16 protein-coding genes are annotated in these 16,708 nt (G+C 67.6%); 10 read left to right on the forward strand and 6 right to left on the reverse strand.

Annotation, left to right across the window (positions count from 1 at the left end; translation table 11 throughout):
• Positions 1–24: 24 nt before the first annotated feature.
• From ABZV44_RS43325 to ABZV44_RS43355, 7 genes are all read left to right on the forward strand, one after another.
• Positions 25–903, forward strand: a complete 879-nt coding sequence (locus tag ABZV44_RS43325) for an alpha/beta hydrolase (protein WP_354850595.1) — start codon at positions 25–27, stop codon at positions 901–903.
• A gap of 96 nt (positions 904–999) precedes the next feature.
• Entirely contained in the window at positions 1,000–1,695 is a 696-nt protein-coding gene (locus tag ABZV44_RS43330) for a DUF2993 domain-containing protein (protein WP_354850513.1), read from the forward strand.
• Between the two features lie 88 nt (positions 1,696–1,783).
• On the forward strand, positions 1,784–2,218 hold the full coding sequence (locus ABZV44_RS43335) for a DoxX family protein (RefSeq protein WP_354850516.1): 435 nt from the start codon (positions 1,784–1,786) through the stop codon (positions 2,216–2,218).
• A 49-nt stretch (positions 2,219–2,267) separates the two neighbouring features.
• Positions 2,268–2,810, forward strand: a complete 543-nt coding sequence (locus ABZV44_RS43340) for a dihydrofolate reductase family protein (RefSeq protein ID WP_354850519.1) — start codon at positions 2,268–2,270, stop codon at positions 2,808–2,810.
• Positions 2,811–2,881: 71 nt separating this feature from the next.
• Positions 2,882–4,579 (forward strand): protein kinase, encoded by a 1,698-nt coding sequence (locus ABZV44_RS43345; protein WP_354850522.1) that lies wholly within the window; start codon positions 2,882–2,884, stop codon positions 4,577–4,579.
• A gap of 185 nt (positions 4,580–4,764) precedes the next feature.
• The gene (locus tag ABZV44_RS43350; RefSeq protein WP_354850525.1) at positions 4,765–6,120 is read left to right on the forward strand and encodes a polysaccharide pyruvyl transferase family protein; all 1,356 of its coding nucleotides are present in this window, start codon (positions 4,765–4,767) and stop codon (positions 6,118–6,120) included.
• Positions 6,117–6,953 carry a glycosyltransferase gene (locus ABZV44_RS43355; RefSeq protein WP_354850528.1) on the forward strand — a complete coding sequence of 279 codons (837 nt, stop codon included), beginning with the start codon at positions 6,117–6,119 and terminating at the stop codon, positions 6,951–6,953. The genes ABZV44_RS43350 and ABZV44_RS43355 overlap by 4 nt, the downstream gene beginning before the upstream one ends.
• A 9-nt stretch (positions 6,954–6,962) precedes the next feature.
• On the opposite strand, the gene ABZV44_RS43360 is transcribed toward ABZV44_RS43355, so the two are convergent.
• Both ABZV44_RS43360 and ABZV44_RS43365 read right to left on the reverse strand, forming a co-directional pair.
• A complete protein-coding gene (locus ABZV44_RS43360) occupies positions 6,963–7,586 on the reverse strand; it encodes an MspA family porin (RefSeq protein WP_354850530.1) in 624 nt (207 codons plus the stop codon).
• 239 nt (positions 7,587–7,825) lie between these two features.
• Positions 7,826–8,944 (reverse strand): methyltransferase domain-containing protein, encoded by a 1,119-nt coding sequence (locus tag ABZV44_RS43365; protein ID WP_354850533.1) that lies wholly within the window; start codon positions 8,942–8,944, stop codon positions 7,826–7,828.
• Between the two features lie 14 nt (positions 8,945–8,958).
• Here ABZV44_RS43365 and rfbC point away from each other — a divergent pair, with 14 nt between their 5' ends.
• Positions 8,959–9,528, forward strand: a complete 570-nt coding sequence (gene rfbC / locus ABZV44_RS43370; RefSeq protein WP_354850536.1) for a dTDP-4-dehydrorhamnose 3,5-epimerase — start codon at positions 8,959–8,961, stop codon at positions 9,526–9,528.
• Here the strand turns inward: rfbC and ABZV44_RS43375 are convergent.
• From ABZV44_RS43375 to ABZV44_RS43390, 4 genes are read right to left on the reverse strand one after another with little or no spacing between them, the layout of a single operon-like run.
• Positions 9,512–10,540 (reverse strand): SDR family oxidoreductase, encoded by a 1,029-nt coding sequence (locus ABZV44_RS43375; RefSeq protein ID WP_354850539.1) that lies wholly within the window; start codon positions 10,538–10,540, stop codon positions 9,512–9,514. The two genes, rfbC and ABZV44_RS43375, sit on opposite strands and share 17 nt — an antisense overlap.
• Positions 10,541–10,542: 2 nt before the next feature.
• On the reverse strand, positions 10,543–11,193 hold the full coding sequence (locus ABZV44_RS43380; protein ID WP_354850542.1) for a PIG-L family deacetylase: 651 nt from the start codon (positions 11,191–11,193) through the stop codon (positions 10,543–10,545).
• Positions 11,190–11,972, reverse strand: a complete 783-nt coding sequence (locus tag ABZV44_RS43385; RefSeq protein ID WP_354850544.1) for a sugar phosphate nucleotidyltransferase — start codon at positions 11,970–11,972, stop codon at positions 11,190–11,192. The genes ABZV44_RS43380 and ABZV44_RS43385 overlap by 4 nt, the downstream gene beginning before the upstream one ends.
• Positions 11,969–13,234, reverse strand: a complete 1,266-nt coding sequence (locus ABZV44_RS43390; RefSeq protein WP_354850547.1) for a class I SAM-dependent methyltransferase — start codon at positions 13,232–13,234, stop codon at positions 11,969–11,971. The genes ABZV44_RS43385 and ABZV44_RS43390 overlap by 4 nt, the downstream gene beginning before the upstream one ends.
• A gap of 519 nt (positions 13,235–13,753) precedes the next feature.
• Between ABZV44_RS43390 and ABZV44_RS43395 the strand changes: the two genes are divergently transcribed.
• On the forward strand, positions 13,754–15,265 hold the full coding sequence (locus tag ABZV44_RS43395; RefSeq protein ID WP_354850549.1) for a sugar transferase: 1,512 nt from the start codon (positions 13,754–13,756) through the stop codon (positions 15,263–15,265).
• Positions 15,266–15,426: 161 nt separating this feature from the next.
• Positions 15,427–16,653 (forward strand): cytochrome P450, encoded by a 1,227-nt coding sequence (locus tag ABZV44_RS43400; RefSeq protein WP_354850552.1) that lies wholly within the window; start codon positions 15,427–15,429, stop codon positions 16,651–16,653.
• Positions 16,654–16,708 lie beyond the last annotated feature (55 nt).

A 16,708-nucleotide genomic window follows, 5' to 3' on the forward strand; every position in this document is an offset into this window, starting at 1 on the left:
CGGCTGATCGATGAGGAACTCGGCATTCATGTCGCGGAATGTCGGCGGCTCAACGCAGCCTCGAAACCTGTTGCCGGCCCGGCCACCTTCGAGGAGCTCCTCGCGGTGCGGGACAGATATGCCACGTCCCTCCCTCGCGCGAGCACCAGGGCTACCGAGCACGTCGCCGAGACGGGCGGCCGTCGAGTCCCGGTGCGGATCACGGTCCCCCGGGACACCGAGATCCGAGCCGCCTATCTCGACATCCACGCCGGAGGCTTCTATCTCGGCTCGGCGGCCGGCGAGGATGCGCGCAATGCTCGCCTTGCCGACGCCCTCGGGGTAGCCGTGGTGAGCGTCGACTACCGCCTGGCGCCGGAGCATCCCTGGCCCGCCGCCCCCGACGACTGCGAAACTGCCGCGCTCTGGGTCCTGGAACATGCGGAATCATTGTTCGGGACAACGGATCTGGCGATCGGCGGAGCATCCGCGGGATCCACCCTGGTCATGACCACCCTGCTACGACTGCGCGACCGAGACCTGGCCGATCGGTTCGCCGGTGCCGTCCTGCAGTTCGGCGCCTACGACCTCAGCGGGCAATCTCCCGGCGGCAGACTCTACGCCGACGAGTACTTCATCCAGGCCTACGCCGGCCACATCTCCGACCGCACCGACCCGGACATATCCCCCCTGTATGGCAACCTCGCCGACCTGCCCCCGACGCTACTGATGGTCGGATCTCTGGATCTCCTCCTCGAAGACAACCTGGCTATGGCAGCCCGTCTCTCCGCAGCGGGAAACGACGTGGACATCCGCGTCTACCCCGAGTCCACCCACGCCTTCACCTCCCGCCCGACCGGCATGGCCACCGCCGCCCTCCGCTACGCCGAGTCATGGCTTGACCGACGCCTCACGAGGAAATAACAGGTCGCCGCCCTACGCCGGACCCGGTGGCGAGTCGGAGGCGGCGGATGGTCGCGATCGACAGCATGATGGTGGGATGGCCGAGCGGGTGAGTGCATGCGTGCGTTGTTGATGTTGGTGGTTGTGCTGGCGATTGCGCTGGTCGTGGGCGACCGGGTCGGGGTTGTGGTGGCACAGAACGAGATCGGGCGCCAGATTGCTACCGAGTACAACCTTCCGCAGCAGCCGCGCGTGGAGATCGGTGGCTTCCCATTTCTGACGCAGGCTGTTGACGGTAATTTCCATGACATCGATATCAAGGTCGGCGACTGGAGTGGACAGCAGATTTCTGTTCACGATCTCGATGTCAGCCTGACCGATGTATCTGCGCCGCTGAGTGATGTGGTGCACAGCCGCACCTCGAATCTGGTTGCCGCGACGGCGACCGCAACGGCTCTGGTTCCGTACGACACCGTGCAGACTTTTGCCCCGGAGGGGGTGCAGTCGATCTCCTATGCTCCGGACGGACTGCGGGTGAAGGGAACGTTTTCGGTGGAGGGTCTGTCGGTGCCCGCGACGGTCGTCGTCACCGTCGCGCCGACCGAGGACGGCATCGTGGTCACTCCGGTCTCGGTCCAGGCCGCGGCCGGCGGCCCGACGATTCCGCTGGCCCTGTTGCAACAAAATCTCACCTTCACCGTGCCCTTGCAGCGGCTGCCGCTGGGCGCGCAGCTGACGTCCATCCAGCCGAGCGCCAACGGCTTGCAGGTGACCGCCGTCGCCCACACCGTGCGCTTCTCCGACCTGTCGTAAGCACACTCGCACTGGGTGCTGTCACATTTCCCGCGTGCCGATGGTCGAGGAGATGACACCGAAGAGTGCATCCCGACAGGAGCAGACCATGGCCACCATCACGCAGCAGATCCCGACCCGGACCACCCCGGCCGCGCGAGGCCGGATTCGCACGTACGCCTACTGGGCGTGCACGGTGAGCCTGGCGTTCATGATGGTCAGCGGCGCCTACGGCGAGTACACCCAGCAGTACGGGACCCAGGAAACCCACACGATTCTGGGGTATCCCACCTACTTCCTCACCCTCATCGCAACGTGGAAACTGCTGGGCAGCGCCGCGATTCTGGTTCCCGGCTTCCCGCGATTGAAGGAATGGGCCTACGCCGGAATGTTCTTCAACATGACCGGAGCCTTCATCTCGCACCTGGTCGAGCGCGATTACGGCGCCGCCGGTATGCATCTGACCGTCACCGCCGGCATCGTGGCGCTGGTCCTCGCGTCCTGGGCATTGCGGCCTGCGGACCGCATGCTCCCGCGTCGATAGGACCGGCCGCCGCCGATGAGTTTGCGCCTCCCGACCCGTCTCCACTCCCATGACTCAGGTTCTGTGGCACATCACGATGTCGGTGGACGGGTTCATCGCACCGGAGGACGACTCCACCGAGTGGATGTTCGGGCACGGCGCGGCGGGCCCACTCGGGGTGGAGGCGATGCGGCGAACCGGGGCCGTGTTGTCCGGGCGACGCGGATACGACCTGGGCAACCAGCCCGGGACCGGCGATCGGAAACTGTACGGCGGCATGTGGTCCGGGCCGATATTCGTGCTCACCCACCGGCCCGGGGACGCGCCGCACGATCCCGATGTCACCTTCCTGTCCTGCGGTGTCGCGGAGGCGGTCGCCGCGGCGAAAGCCGCGGCGGGGAAAGACGACCTCGGGATTTTCGGCGCGAATCTGGCCCGGCAATGCCTCGAGGCCGGGCTCGTGGACGAGATCGTCATGCACATCGTGCCGATCCTGCTCGGTAGCGGAGTGCGACTGTTCGAAGGCGCAGCGCCGGTTCGGCTGCGCAAGCTGCACTGCGACGACTCCGGCCAGATCACCGATCTCCGATTCCAGGTCCAGCCCGCCGATTAACGCCGACGCCGCGCTGCCGGATCTGGGTTACGGTGATCGGCGGGCACGACGTGGTCGGAGGTAGGCAGGCTGTGGGGCGGACACTCGCGCAGGGGCAGGTTTTCGCGGGGTACACCATTGAACGGCTGCTCGGGGTGGGCGGGATGGGGGAGGTCTATCTCGCCGAGGACAAGGATCTGCCACGTTCGGTGGCCTTGAAGCTCTTGGCTTCCGGCAAGGCCGACGACCCCGAGGTGCGGGCGCGCTTCCTGCGGGAGGCCGATACCGCTGCGCGGCTGTCGCATCCGAACATCGTCGCGGTGTACGCGCGCGGCAATGACGGCCACCGCCTCTGGATGGCCATGCAGTACGTCGAGGGCACCGATGTGTCGGCGATCCTGCGGGAGGGTCCGATCCGGCCCGACCACGCGGTGCGCATCATCGGGGAGACCGCGCGGGCGCTGGACCACGCGCACCGCGCCGGCGTGCTGCACCGGGATGTGAAACCGGCCAATATCCTGCTGGCCTGGGGCCCGGATCAACGGGTATACCTGGCGGACTTCGGCATTGCGAAGGCCGTCGACCAGACCGGCGCGCTGACCCGGACCGGCGAGATGTACGCCAGCTTCCAGTACGCCGCGCCCGAACAGTTCGAACTGCGCAGCGACACCGACCATCGGGCGGACGTCTACGCCCTGGGCTGCACGCTGTTCCACATGCTCACGGGCCGGCTGCCGTATCCGGGCGAGAGCACGGCACAGCTGGTGGCGGCCCACCTCGGCGCCGAGATCCCCCGGCCGAGCCTGGTGCACACCGGCGTTCCCGCCGCGTTCGACGCGGTCATCGACCGGGCGCTGGCCAAGAACCGGGACCAGCGCTTCGGCAGCTGCGGGGAACTGGCCGCGGCCGTCGAGCAGGCGCTCGCGGCAACGAACGGCCCCTGGGGGCCGGGCTCCCGCCAGGATGGACCCGCTGAGCAAAGCGCCGTGCCGCCGAATCCCGCTGTGGCGCAGTCCCGGATGGGTTTCGATCCGAGCAAGTTCACCGGCGCGACCACCAAACCCAGCATGCCCACCCAGCCCGCGCCGGTCCCGTACGGCGAGCTGCCGACCCAGCTCAGTGCACAGCGCCCCCGGGTCGCGGCGCCGCAGACCCGGATCAATCCTCCGCAGGTCCTGCTCACCGCGCCGCCACCGCAGTACGGCTCGGCCGGCAGCGGCCCGCATCCCGTCGACGCCACCCCTGCCCCGCCCGCCGCGCCGCGCCGCCACGTCCGCAAGGTGCTGCTCGGCGCCTTCCTTGCCGCCCTCCTGCCGGCCGGTGGCCTGGGCGTCGGATTCGGAACGGGTGCAATCCATTTCGGCAACGGAGACGGCCGCTCCCGCTCCCAGTCGCCGGTAGCCGGTGACGCCTCCCAGGCCGCGGCTACCAAGGCCGCCTGCGCCTACGCCGAACTCATGAGCACCTACGACTACAGCAATGGCGACGGCTGGCAGTCGAAGGTGATCGCGGGCGCGACCGGCACCTGGAAATCCGAGGCCGAGACACTACTGCCGACCATCCGAGTGCTGCTGGAGTCGGATTCCGAGCACACCCGCGCCGCCGACGCGGCCTGCACGGTGACCTCGGGCAGCAATACTCATTACGATCTGGCCGTCGACGTCACCCAGATCAACTCCACCCAGGGCAAGGCCGACACCGCCAATCACCAGAAGATCACCCTGTCCATGGAGTACATGGACGGCAAGTGGCTGTGCAGCAATCTGGTGAGCCCCCTGTTCCCCAGCTGACCGGTCGGTGCTGCCGCGCCGATGATCCTGCCACTGAAACGATTTCGCATTCCGGGACCCCGCACCGTATGGCGCGAAGCACTGGACGTGCGATAGATTCGCTGCGGATTCGTGCTCGGACCGGGCGTCGGAAGGAATCGAGCGTGGGGAACTCTGGCGCGGGGGATGGTGCCGGGAAAATAAGGGTGCTCGTCGACAATGGCGAGTACTGGTTACGCAATCGCGGCGACATCGCCATGATGGTGATGACCGTCGAACGCCTACGGGAACACTGGCCGCACGCCCGGATCGGCATGCTCACCGACGAACCCCACATTCTGCGCGGCGTGCTGCCGCAGGCCGAACCCGTGCCGGCCAACACCGGCGGGCACTGGGGCCGGGGCGGTCTCGCGGGCCGGCTGGAGGAGGCCGCCGGGGTCCACGTGCTCGGCCCCGCCGCCATGCGCTGGCGCTCCGCCACCGAGGTGCCCAAACACTATCTGCGCGGCGCCAAGAACTGGGCGCGCAAGGAGGTCCACGTCCTCACCACGGGCGACCGGGAACCCGAACCCGCCGGCATGCCCGACCTGCCGCCGGTGCCCGCCGCCCTCGCCGACGCGGACCTGGTCATCGCCCAGGGCGGCGGCTACATGACCGATGTCGACCTCTACCAGGCCCATCGCACCCTCAACCTGCTGGAAGCCGCACAGCGCCAAGGCATTCCGAACGTCATGATCGGCCAGGGCCTGGGCCCCATGCGCGATGCGCACCTGCTGCGCCGCGCGGCCGAGGTGCTGCCGGGCGCCGACCTCATCGCTCTGCGCGAGGGTCGGCGCGGCCCCAAGCTACTGGCCGAACTCGGCGTCGCCGCCGAGAAGATCATGGTCACCGGCGACGACGCGGTGGAGTTCGCCTACCGGCTGCGGCGGCCCTGCATCGGCACCGATCTCGGTCTGTGCCTGCGCATTTCAGATTATTCCAAGGTGAGCGACTCCGCCCGCGACACCCTCGGCGTGGTGGTGCGCCGCGAGGCCGCCGAGCTGAACACCGCGCTGGCCCCGCTCATCATCTCCGAATACGACGACGAGGACCGCCGCCACACGCTGCCGCTGCTCACGGGCGCGGCGAGCGCCCGGCCCGTCATCGGGCGCGCGGGTACCGCGCAGGACGTGGCGCGTCAGGTCTCGCGCTGCCGGGTGCTGGTGACCAGCGCCTACCACCTCGCGGTTTTCGCACTCTCCCAGGGCATTCCGGCCGTGGCTGTAACGGCGTCGCAGTACTACGACGACAAATTCTATGGGTTGGCCGACATGTTCGGCGCGGGCGCGGCCGGGGCCGGTCTGCGCATCGTGCACCTGGACGTGGACAACCTCGACGCCGAGCTGTCACGTGCGATTCGCCAGCTGTGGGAATCCGCGCCGGAACTGCGGGATACGCTGCAGCAGAGGGCAGTTGAACAGATCGACGCCGGCCGCGCGGGTCTGGATCGGGTGTACGGGCTCGTGGCAGGAGGTGAGGGCGCACCCGGCGAACCAGCCGAACCAGTTCAGGGGGAACGATGAAGAACCTTTCGGTGTGCGTCCCGGCCTACAATTCCGGCCGCACCCTGGCGACGACGCTGCGCTCGATTCTGGACCAGGACACCGATATCGAGGTGCTCGTCCTGGACAATGCCAGTTCCGACGACACCGGCGCCATCGCGAAATCCTTCGACGACCCGCGGGTGCACGTGCACCGCAACGAGGACACCCTGCCCATCGGCGAGAACTGGAACAAGGCCGTCTCGCTGACCTCGGGTCGCTTCGTGAAGGTCGTCTGCGCCGACGACATCCTGCTGCCCGGCTCTCTCGACAAGCAGCTGGAGATCATGGGCGACAACGGCATCGCCATCTGCTCGTCCAAATTCCAGGTCATCGACGAGCACGGCGCGGTCGAGGAGACCGATCTGGGCCTGCCGAACCTGCTGGGCCGCCGCAATGCCCGCGCCCTCATGCGCACCATCGTGCACCGCGGCCCCGCCGACTTCGGCCCCACCGCGGCGGCGCTCTTCCGCCGTCAGGACTTCGACCGGGTGGGCGGCTTCCGCGGCGATCTGGTCTTCCCGATGGACGTGGATCTCTTCGCCCGCGTGTGCGCCTTCGGCGACTTCTACGGCATGCCGGAAATCCTGGCCGCCTGGCGCAATTCGAGTTTCAACCTGTGCAGCCAGACCTCGACTGTCAGCAAGCTGACCGAGATGCTGCGCTTCCATCACCGCCTGGGCGCGGAGTATCCGCAGTACGTCGGCCGCGGCACGGTCCTCGGCGGCGACTGGCGGCTGGCGCGCGCCGCCGCCGAACGGGTGCGGGTCCGGACGGTCGCGACCGCACTGCGCCGCCCGGACCTGCTGCACTGACCGCCGCCGCTAGATGCTCGACAGCGGCCCGTAGGCGACAACGGTGTCGCCGCTGCTGCTCACCAGCCGCACGAATGGCCGGATGGTGGTGGTGCCCAGCACCCCGGACACGGTGCCGTGGAAGCCGGACATGGTGATGCAGCCCTCGGTGCCGGACACATCGCCGCCGGCGGCGTCCACCGATTGGATGCCGGGGCCGAAGCCGACGTCGAGGGTCACACCCAGCGTCGGAATCAGGTTGAAGACATCGGCTTTGGGGTCATTGCCGATCTCCAGCTCGAGGCCGGGAGTCTGGTACTGGAATTCCAGCTTGCCCGACAGCGTGGCCGGATAGCCGACCTGGTAGCCGAGGGTGATGTGGCCGGTCCACGGGTCTCCGGCCGGGAGGTCGACCTTGAAGCAGGCCTTGCCGCTGTGGAACCACTCCCGGGTGAGCGGATTGCCGTCCAGCGGCGGCACGAAATCGATCTTGGTATCGGCGGAGATGGCCTGGACCGTCCGACCATGCTGGTCGACGATCGAATTGGCGGCGTCGACGGCGGCCGACGAGGCGCCGCCGCTCAGAACCAGGCCGATGGTGCCCGCGACCGCGACGGTCGCGGTGCGAGAGAGCGCAGTCGTGTTGTTGCGCATGATGTTCCCATTCCCTCATCAGGTATTGCTGCGTATTGCCTACGCGTGTTTGATGATTCCCCAGTGTTATGGGACGGGAGACGCCGTCCCCCGTCCCCTCGGCCGATGATCGACCCCCACGCCGAGACTAACCCACTCGATTACCCTGCGTGTGGCCGCGACCCCATGATCGGTATCACAGGCCGACGTGGTGCGTGCCCGGCGGATTCATCCGCGTGCCGGGCGAGATTTGCTGGCTTTCATAGCGATTCGGTCACGTCGATCACCCACTTCCCGTGAAGTTCGGGCCACCGGGACGAGACCTCCGGCAACAGATCGGGCAACGTCAGCAGGACCCGATCCGGCTGCGCGGCAACGAGTTCCGCCGGAGACAGGATCGGGATGTCGGTACCGGGCATGCGGCGGCCCTGCTTGCCCGGGGAGGCATCGGCCACCCCGGCCAGCAGGCCGCGATGCGCGCCCGCCAGATGCAGCAGCGCGACCGCACGCGAGGCCGCCCCGTATGCGTAAACGGTTCTACCGGAGGCGGTTTCGGCTTTCAGCCAGGCGCGCAGGGACCGTGCCTGCTGGTCGGAGGCGCGCTGGAGCCCACGCACCACCACCGGGTCCGCCACCGCCGCCTCCGCGGCGAGGATCCGTGCGATGGCGGGACCGGGGACGGCGGGCGCGTGCACCGCCGCCGCCAGCACCGTGCCGCCGTAGAGCGGGAACTCCCACGCGGTCACCGCCGCCAGCCCGGCCGCGCGCAGCAGGCCCTGGAGCGAACCCATCGTGTAGTAGGCGAAATGACCGTGCCGCAACGCATTCCACTGTCCCTGGCGCACGATGGCGTGCAAGGAGTGGAACTGCATCAGCAGCACCCCGCCCGGCGCGGTGGCCGCCGCGCGCTGCGCGAAGGCGACCCGCTGATCGGGCTCGTGCATGATGCCGAAGCAGTCGATCACCACATCGGCGGGCCGGTCGGTGACCCGGTACCCGCGCTGGGTCAGCAGCGGCAGCCAGCTGCCGCCGTGCGGGCTGCCGAACTCCCGCACCGTCCCGCCGCCGGGCAGCAGGCCCGCCGCGGCCACCCGGGCCACCGCGTCCGCCGCCTGATCCCGCAGCGCCTGCGGCTCCACGCCGCGCGGTTCGGCGGTGACAGTGTCGTCCTCGGCCAGTTGCGCCAGCCCGCACACGGCGCACAGGTCCATGGCCAGCGGATGCGCCGCCTCGGCCGCCAGACCAGGTCCTTCGCGCTGCAGGCCCGCCGACGCGAGACTCGGAAAGTCGTCTGCCGCAGGCATTTTCCCGAGATCCAGCACCCGGGCCAGCGGTCCCAGCCCGCAGCCGCGACACCCGTACCGGGGTTCGCCGCTCATGGCACGATGACCTGGTGCGCATCGAATCGACCGACCTCGCCGATGTCCTGCTCCTGATCCCGCAGCCGTTCCGCGATGATCGCGGCCTGTTCACCAGAACCTTCGACGCCGAGGAATTCGACGCCCACCTGGGCACGCCCGGGGTGTCGGCGACGTTCGTACAGGACTCGCAGTCGCGCTCGAACCGGGGTGTCGTGCGCGGTATGCACGGCCGCTCCGGGCGCGGCGAGGCCAAGCTGGTGCGCTGTGCGCACGGCGCGGTGCACGACGTGCTCGTCGACATCCGCCCGGATTCGCCGACGTTCGACCGCCGGCAGGCATTCCTGCTGGACGACACCGACTTCCGGCACCTCTACGTCCCGCCCGGCTTCCTGCACGGCTTCCAGGCGCTCACCGAGGTGGCCGATGTCTGCTACCGCATCGACCGCCCGCACGACCCGGCCGAGGACCTGGGTGTCGCCTATGACGATCCGGACCTGGCCATCACCTGGCCGCAGCCGGTGACCGTGGTGTCGGAGCGGGACGCGGGTGCGGGCTCGTGGCGCGAGCTGCTCGCCGCCCTTCATCTCACACCTCGGTCCTGATCCGGCGCAGCTCGTCGTCCAGCACCCCGGTCTCCTTCAGCGACTTCAGCCACGCCAGGCGAGTGAAACGCTGGAAGAAGGCCCCGGCGGTGAGCTCGCGCGCGCGGTATTCCCGGTACAGCTCGGCCGCGCCGTCCGGAATGCTCCACTCCGCTTCGAAGCCCAGTTCCTTGCGGGCATAACCGAAGTCGACCCGGTACGAGCGCGGGTCCGCGCCGCTCTCGCCGGTGATGACCAGCGTGGATTCCGGGACCACGTCGACCACCGCCTGCGCGATCTGCGCGACCGTCAGATTGTTGGCCTCGGTGCCGACGTTGTAGGCGCGGCAGTGCACGGCCTCGTCGGGCGCCGCCAGGCAGGCGGCGAAGGCGCGCGCGATGTCCTGCGCGTGCACCAGCGGCCGCCACGGCGTGCCGTCCGAGAGCACTTTCACCTCACCGGTCAGCACCGCGTACCCGACCAGATTGTTGAGCACGATATCGGCGCGCAGCCGCGGCGAGAACCCGAATGCCGTGGCATTGCGCAGGAATACGGGGGAGAAGCCGGAGTCGGCGATGGCGGCCACATCGTCCTCGACCCGGACCTTGGACTCGGCGTAGGGGGTGAGCGGACGCAGCGGCGCGTCCTCGGTCACCAGGCCGTCCCCGGCCGCCCCGTACACCGAACACGTGGACGCGTAGAGAAATCGGCGCACCCCGGCGTCCTTGGCCAGTCGCGCCAGCCGGACCGACGCGTGATGGTTGATGTCGTAGGTGATCCGGGGCGTCAGCGCGCCCAGCGGATCGTTCGACAGCGCCGCCAGATGCACCACGGCGTCGAAACCGGAGAACTGATCGGCGGTCACATCGCGCAGGTCCACCGCGAGGGCGGGCGGCGCGGGCGGTGCCTCGCCCAGCACGCACTCCGCGAAAAGCCCACTGTCCAGCCCTGTCACCTCATGGCCGGCCTGCTGTAGCAACGGCACCATGACGGTACCCAGATACCCCTGATGCCCGGTGACGAGCACGCGCATGACTATGCACCTCCGAAAGTGATGGTGGCCTTCTCGAGCAGAAACGCCTCGGCGTGCTGGGCGCGGCACTGCACCCCGCGCAGCCGGGACAGGGCCAGAAAGGACTGCTCATCGAACCAGTCCCGATTGCGCTGTGAGGGATAGTGTTTCATCAACAGCGTCGCTTTGCGCTCCGCGCAGCCCGCGGGCAGCGGATGGAAGACCGCCGGCTGCGGGGTGTCGTTCTCCCACTTGAGGATCTCGTAGCCCAGGATCAGGTGGTCGCGGAACTCGGTGGGCGCCAGCTCGGCCAGCAGCCGGTGGTCCTGATGGGCGTCCCCGCGCTGCGGCGCGAACACCACCTGGGCCGCGCAGTCGCGGCGCAGCGCGCCCACCGCGTCCTTGACCCGCGCCCAGTGCGCGGGCGCGTAGCCGTCCGGCACGTCCAGGATTCGCAGCTCCAGATCCGCGCCGGGACAGAGGGATTCGAGCGCGGCCCGTTCCTCCTCGGCGCGGTCGGTGCCGGCACCGGTGAGCACCAGCGCCCGCACCCGCAGGCCCGGCACGGCCTCGGCCAGTGTCAGCAGCGTCCCGCCCAGCCCGATGGCGAGATCGTCGCAATGCGCCGCCAGCAGCGCGATCTCGGTGATCGCGCCGGTGTCGAGTCGGATCATGCGCTGCGCTGCTCCCACACCATCCACGGGCGGTCACCCTGCAGATAGCCGGTGTCCAGCTCGGCGCGCTCCTTGAAGGTGTCGGCGGGCTTCCAGAACCCGTGATGCTGATAGCCGAACATCCGGCCCTGTGCGGCCAGTGCGCCGCAGGCGTCCTCCACCAGATCCCCTCCGGGCGGCAGATGCTCGAAGATCTCCTGCGTCAGCACGAAATAGCCGCCGTTCTCCCAGATCGGCAGCTGCGAGACCGGGGTGATGTTCTTGACCTCTCCGGCCGAGTTCACGTCCACGCAGTGGAAGGAGGACTGCGGCGGCACGATCATCATGGAGGCTGCGGCCCCGGAATGCTGGAACCGGGTGATCATCTCGTTCAGTGGGGCGTCGGTGAGCACGTCGGCGTAGTTGGCCAGGAAGTACCGCTCGCCCGCGAGATGATCGCGCACCCGGCGCAGCCGCTCACCGATGGGTGACTCCACCCCGGTGTCGACGAAGGTGATCGTCCAGTCGCTGATATCGGACTGCAGCATCTCCACTGTGCCGCCGCGGATGACGAAGTCGTTGGACACCGACTCCTGGTAGGTGAGGAAGAAGTTCTTGATGTGCGCGGCGCCGTAGCCCAGGCACAGTATGAAGTCCTTGTGCCCGAAGTGCGCGTAGTAGCGCATGACATGCCAGATCAGCGGGCGCGGGCCCACCATCTGCATCGGCTTGGGGATCACGTCCTCGGTGCCGTTGCGCATCCGCATGCCGTAACCGCCGCAGAACAGTACGACCTTCACTTCGCTTGCCTTTCTGCATGAGTGGATGCGGCGGCGTCGTCGAGCGTCGCATGATGAAGGTGGGGGAGCGGGTAGACGATCTCGCCGCCCCAGTCGGTGACGTGGCGCAGCTGCGCGGTGATCTCCCGTTCCAGGTTCCAGGGCAGCACCAGCACCACATCGGGGCGGTCGGCGTCGATCCGCTCCGGTTCGTGTATCGGGATGCGGGTGCCGGGTGTGAACCGTCCGTGTTTGTAGGGGTTGCGGTCGACGGTGTACTCGAGCAGGTCGGTGCGGATGCCGCAGTAGTTGAGCAGGGTGTTGCCCTTGCCGGGAGCGCCGTAGCCCACCACGCGCTTGCCGGATGCCTTGGCGTCGAGCAGGAATCGCAGCAGATCCTGGCGCACCCGCTCGGTGTCGGGTCGCAGTTCGAGGTAGCCGGCGACCTCGTGCAGACCGGCATCGGCCTCCAGTCGCAACACCTCGGCAACCCGTGCGGTGGGGGTGCCGACGCCCTCGGGGCGGGCCCACACGCGCAGCGAACCGCCATGTGTGCCAATCAGTTCGCAGTCGACCACGGCCAGGCCGGCGGTGGCCAGGGCCCGCTGGGCCGACAGCAGCGTGTAGTACTGGAAGTGCTCGTGATAGATGGTGTCGAACTGGGCCAGCGCCACCAGGTTGAGCGCGTGGTGCACCTCGATGGACAGCCAGCCGTCGTCGGCCATGAGCGCACGCAGTGACCTGGTGAAACCCAGCAGGTCGGGGATGTGGGCGTAGACATTGTTGGCCACCACCAGATTCGCCGGCCCGCGTTCGGCGCGCACCCGGGCGGCCAGCTCCTGGTCGAGGAAGGCGGTCTCGGTGGGTACGCCCTTGTCGCGTGCTGCCGCACCGACATTCACCGACGGCTCGATTCCCAGGCACGGGATGCCGGCGGTCACGGCGTGCTGCAGGAGATAACCGTCGTTGCTCGCCACCTCAATTATGAAACTATTATCAGTCAGATTTAGCTGCGTGATTGCCTGATCGACGAAGAGCTCGGCATGCCGAACCCAGCTCTCCGAAAATGACGAATAATAGGCATATTCCGTGAATGTTTCCTCCGGAGTGATGAGCGCCGGAATCTGCAGCAGCAGACAGTTTTCACACAGCCTCAGGTGCAGCGGATATGTCGGTTCGCACAGGTCCAGTTCGCCGGCGGTGAGGAATTTTTCACACGGCGGTGTGGCGCCCAGATCAAGCACGCTGCGCAGTCGATCGGAATGGCAAAGACGGCATTGCACGAAGTTCCCCACCTTTCACCGAGTTCGGGCTGCCCGCGCAGCGCCGGATGACCTGTGGTCGGCTCGGTCCGGCCTTACGTTACAACAGGATTGCGTGGTGTTCGGGGCGCCCGGCGAGTGACCGATGAGGCCGAAGCAACTGGATTTCTGCGACCCGCAGAACCAGGCGTCCGGTCGGCAAACGTTCGAGCCTTGCGGTGCAAGGGTTTCGACCAGCTCACACGGTGGATCTTGCGTAGTTCAACCTGCGATTTTGCGAATAGGGGAAATAGGGGGAGGGGTGCGGGAATCCGGTCGTCACGGATCCCGTTACTTTTCGGAAACGTTGGGGCCCTACGGGTTACATCCTGCGCGCTACCGTGGTTGTGTAACATTCGGCATCTGGCCACCGAAAGACTCGGCGGCCACATCGGTTGTCATGGTCCTGAAAGCCCTTGGGAATCCGGCGTCGGCCGGTCGTTGGAACTGATCAGCGGGGATCGGAACCGAGTTCTCCCGTGGGGGAGGTGCGTTCGTTTCATGAGTTACGAAATTTCTGCCGGTCGCGCCGTGCGCGCGTCGCGGCCTCCACGTCCCGAGCCGCGCTCGGATCGTGAACGCTGGCAAGCGGATTACGCGCATCGGCTGTTCATTAGTGACTTAATCGTTTTAGTACTATCCATCGGATTTGCCCAATGGATTCGCTTCGGCGGCGCGGGGGCCGAGCCGCCGCTGGCCTCCCAACTACCGCTGGAAGTTCGCTACACCATGGTGTCGGCCGTGCTGGCACTGGCGTGGTCGGTCACGCTGACTCTCAGCGGTACCCGATCGCCGCGCGTAATCGGCAGTGGCACAGAGGAATACCGGCGTGTGGTGGCCGCTTCCCTGAAGCTGTTCGGCGGAATAGCTATTGTGTCGCTGCTACTTCGTGTCGACATCGCTCGCGGCTATCTCGCCATCGCCCTGCCGCTCGGCATGATCGGGCTCATGGTGGAGCGGCGGATCTGGCGGCGCTGGGTGGCCGGGCGCCGCGCCCGCGGCCACTACCGCACCGCCATGCTGGTGGTCGGCAGCCCGGAGGCGGCGCGGGCCATGCTCGCGGCTTTCTCCCGCGACCGTGACTCCGGATACCAGGTGATCGGGGTGTGCACCCGGGACGAGGGGGCGCTCGCGGACGCCGCGCTGGAGGTGGGCGGACGGGAGATCCCGGTTGTCGCAAGCGATCACGCCGTGATCGAGGCGGTCCGGCGGACGGGGGCCGACACCGTCGCGGTCACCGCCACCGACAACCTCGGCCCGGCCGACTTCCGCCGGATGGCCTGGGAGCTGGACGAATTGGGCGCCGAACTGATCGTGACACCGGGCCTGGTGGACATTGCCGGCACCCGGCTCACCCACCGGGTGGTCGCCTCCATGCCCATGCTGCACGTGGAGAAGCCGCAGTACGACCGCGCGAAGTCGATTCGCAAGGGCGTCTTCGACTTCTGTTTCGCCTGCGCCGCCCTGCTGGCCATCGCTCCGGCGCTGGCCGTCATCGCGCTGGCGGTGAAGGTCACCAGTCGCGGTCCGGTCTTCTATCTCTCCGAGCGGATCGGCCGGGACGGGCGGCCCTTCCGGATGATCAAGTTCCGCAGCATGTACGCCGACGCCGAGGCGCACATCAACGCGCTCATCGAGAGCAACGGCGGCAACCCGCTGTTCTTCAAGGTTCGCGACGATCCGCGGGTGACCGCGGTCGGCAAGGTCATCCGCAAGTACTCGCTCGACGAGCTTCCGCAGTTCTTCAATGTGCTGCGCGGCGAGATGAGCATCGTGGGCCCGCGTCCGCAGGTCCAGCGCGAGGTCGACTCCTACGACGGCGTCATGCGCCGCCGCCTGCTGGTGAAACCCGGCGTCACCGGTCTCTGGCAGGTCAGCGGCCGCTCGGATCTGACCCCCGAGGACGCCATGCGCCTCGATCTGTCCTACGTGGAGAACTGGTCCATGGTCCTGGATCTGCTCCTGATCGCCAAGACCATCGGCGCGGTGACCAGGGGCGAGGGCGCATACTGACCGTCAATTCCGAAACCGTCGCGTCCGCTGTGTTCCTCGCAGCGGGCGCGTCCTGTTTCCGGAGGCGGCGACATCTAGTGAACGGGTTTTAGTAAAAGGTGTTCACAAACCCGGCTGTGGTGTGGTTCACTCGGTGGAGAACGTGTTCCAAAGGAGGTTCCGTGTCCGCGCCGTCCATCCCCACCGGTTTCGACTTCACCGACCCCGACCTGCTCGCGCAGCGTCTGCCGGTCGAAGAGTTCGCCGCACTCCGCAAGCAGGCCAAGCCCTTCTGGGTGCCGCAGGCCAATGGCCTCACCGGCTTCGACGATGGCGGCTACTGGGCCATCTCCCAGATGGATGACATCAAGGAGATCTCCAAGAGCCCGGAGACCTTCTCCAACGAGGAGAACACCGCGGTCATCCGCTTCTACGGCGACATCGCCCGCGAAGAGATCGAGGTGCAGCGCTACCTGCTGCTGAACATGGACCCGCCGCGCCACACCAAGCTGCGCCGGATCATCTCCAAGGGCTTCACCCCGCGCGCCATCGAGTCGCTGCGCAACGCGCTGCGCGAGCGCGCCGAGCGAATCGTGCACGAGGCCAAGAAGAACGGCTCCGGCAACTTCGTCGAGCAGGTCGCGTGCGAGCTGCCGCTGCAGGCCATCGCCGAGCTCATCGGCATCCCGCAGGAAGACCGCGGCAAGATCTTCGACTGGTCCAACCAGATGATCGGCTACGACGATCCGGAGTTCAACGGTGACCACAAGGTCGCTACCGCCGAGGTCATGGGCTACTCCTGGAACCTGGCCGAACAGCGCCGCGCCTGCCCGATGGACGACATCGCCTCCACCCTGCTGCAGGCCGACATCGACGGCGAGTCGCTGGCGTCGGACGAGTTCGCCTGGTTCGTGATCCTGCTGTCGGTCGCCGGCAACGAGACCACCCGCAACGCCACCACGCACGGTATGAAGGCGTTCGTGGACAACCCGGACCAGTGGGAGCTCTACAAGGAGCAGCGTCCGCGCACCGCGCCGGACGAGATCGTGCGCTGGGCCACCCCGGTCATCGCCTTCCAGCGCACCGCCATCGAGGACGTCGAGCTCAGCGGCCAGCTGATCCAGAAGGGCCAGCGCGTCGGCATGTTCTACAGCGCGGCCAACTTCGACGAGAACTACTTCGAAGACCCGTACAAGTTCAACGTGCTGCGCAACCCCAACCCGCACGTCGGCTTCGGCGGCACCGGCACCCACTACTGCGTGGGCGCGAATCTGGCTCGCCTGCAGCTGGATCTGATCTTCAACGCGATCGCCGACGTGATGCCGAACCTGCACCAGATCTCCGAGCCGGTGCGCCTGCGCTCGGGCTGGCTCAACGGCATCAAGAGCTGGGAAGTCGCGTACGAATGAGCGTCCGGGCCCCGAGGAGGTAGTGTGCGTAACCCGGTAGGGGCCCCGTTCTTTC

The sequence above is a fragment of the Nocardia sp. NPDC004860 genome (genome assembly GCF_040609015.1).
Taxonomy (GTDB): Bacteria; Actinomycetota; Actinomycetes; order Mycobacteriales; family Mycobacteriaceae; genus Nocardia.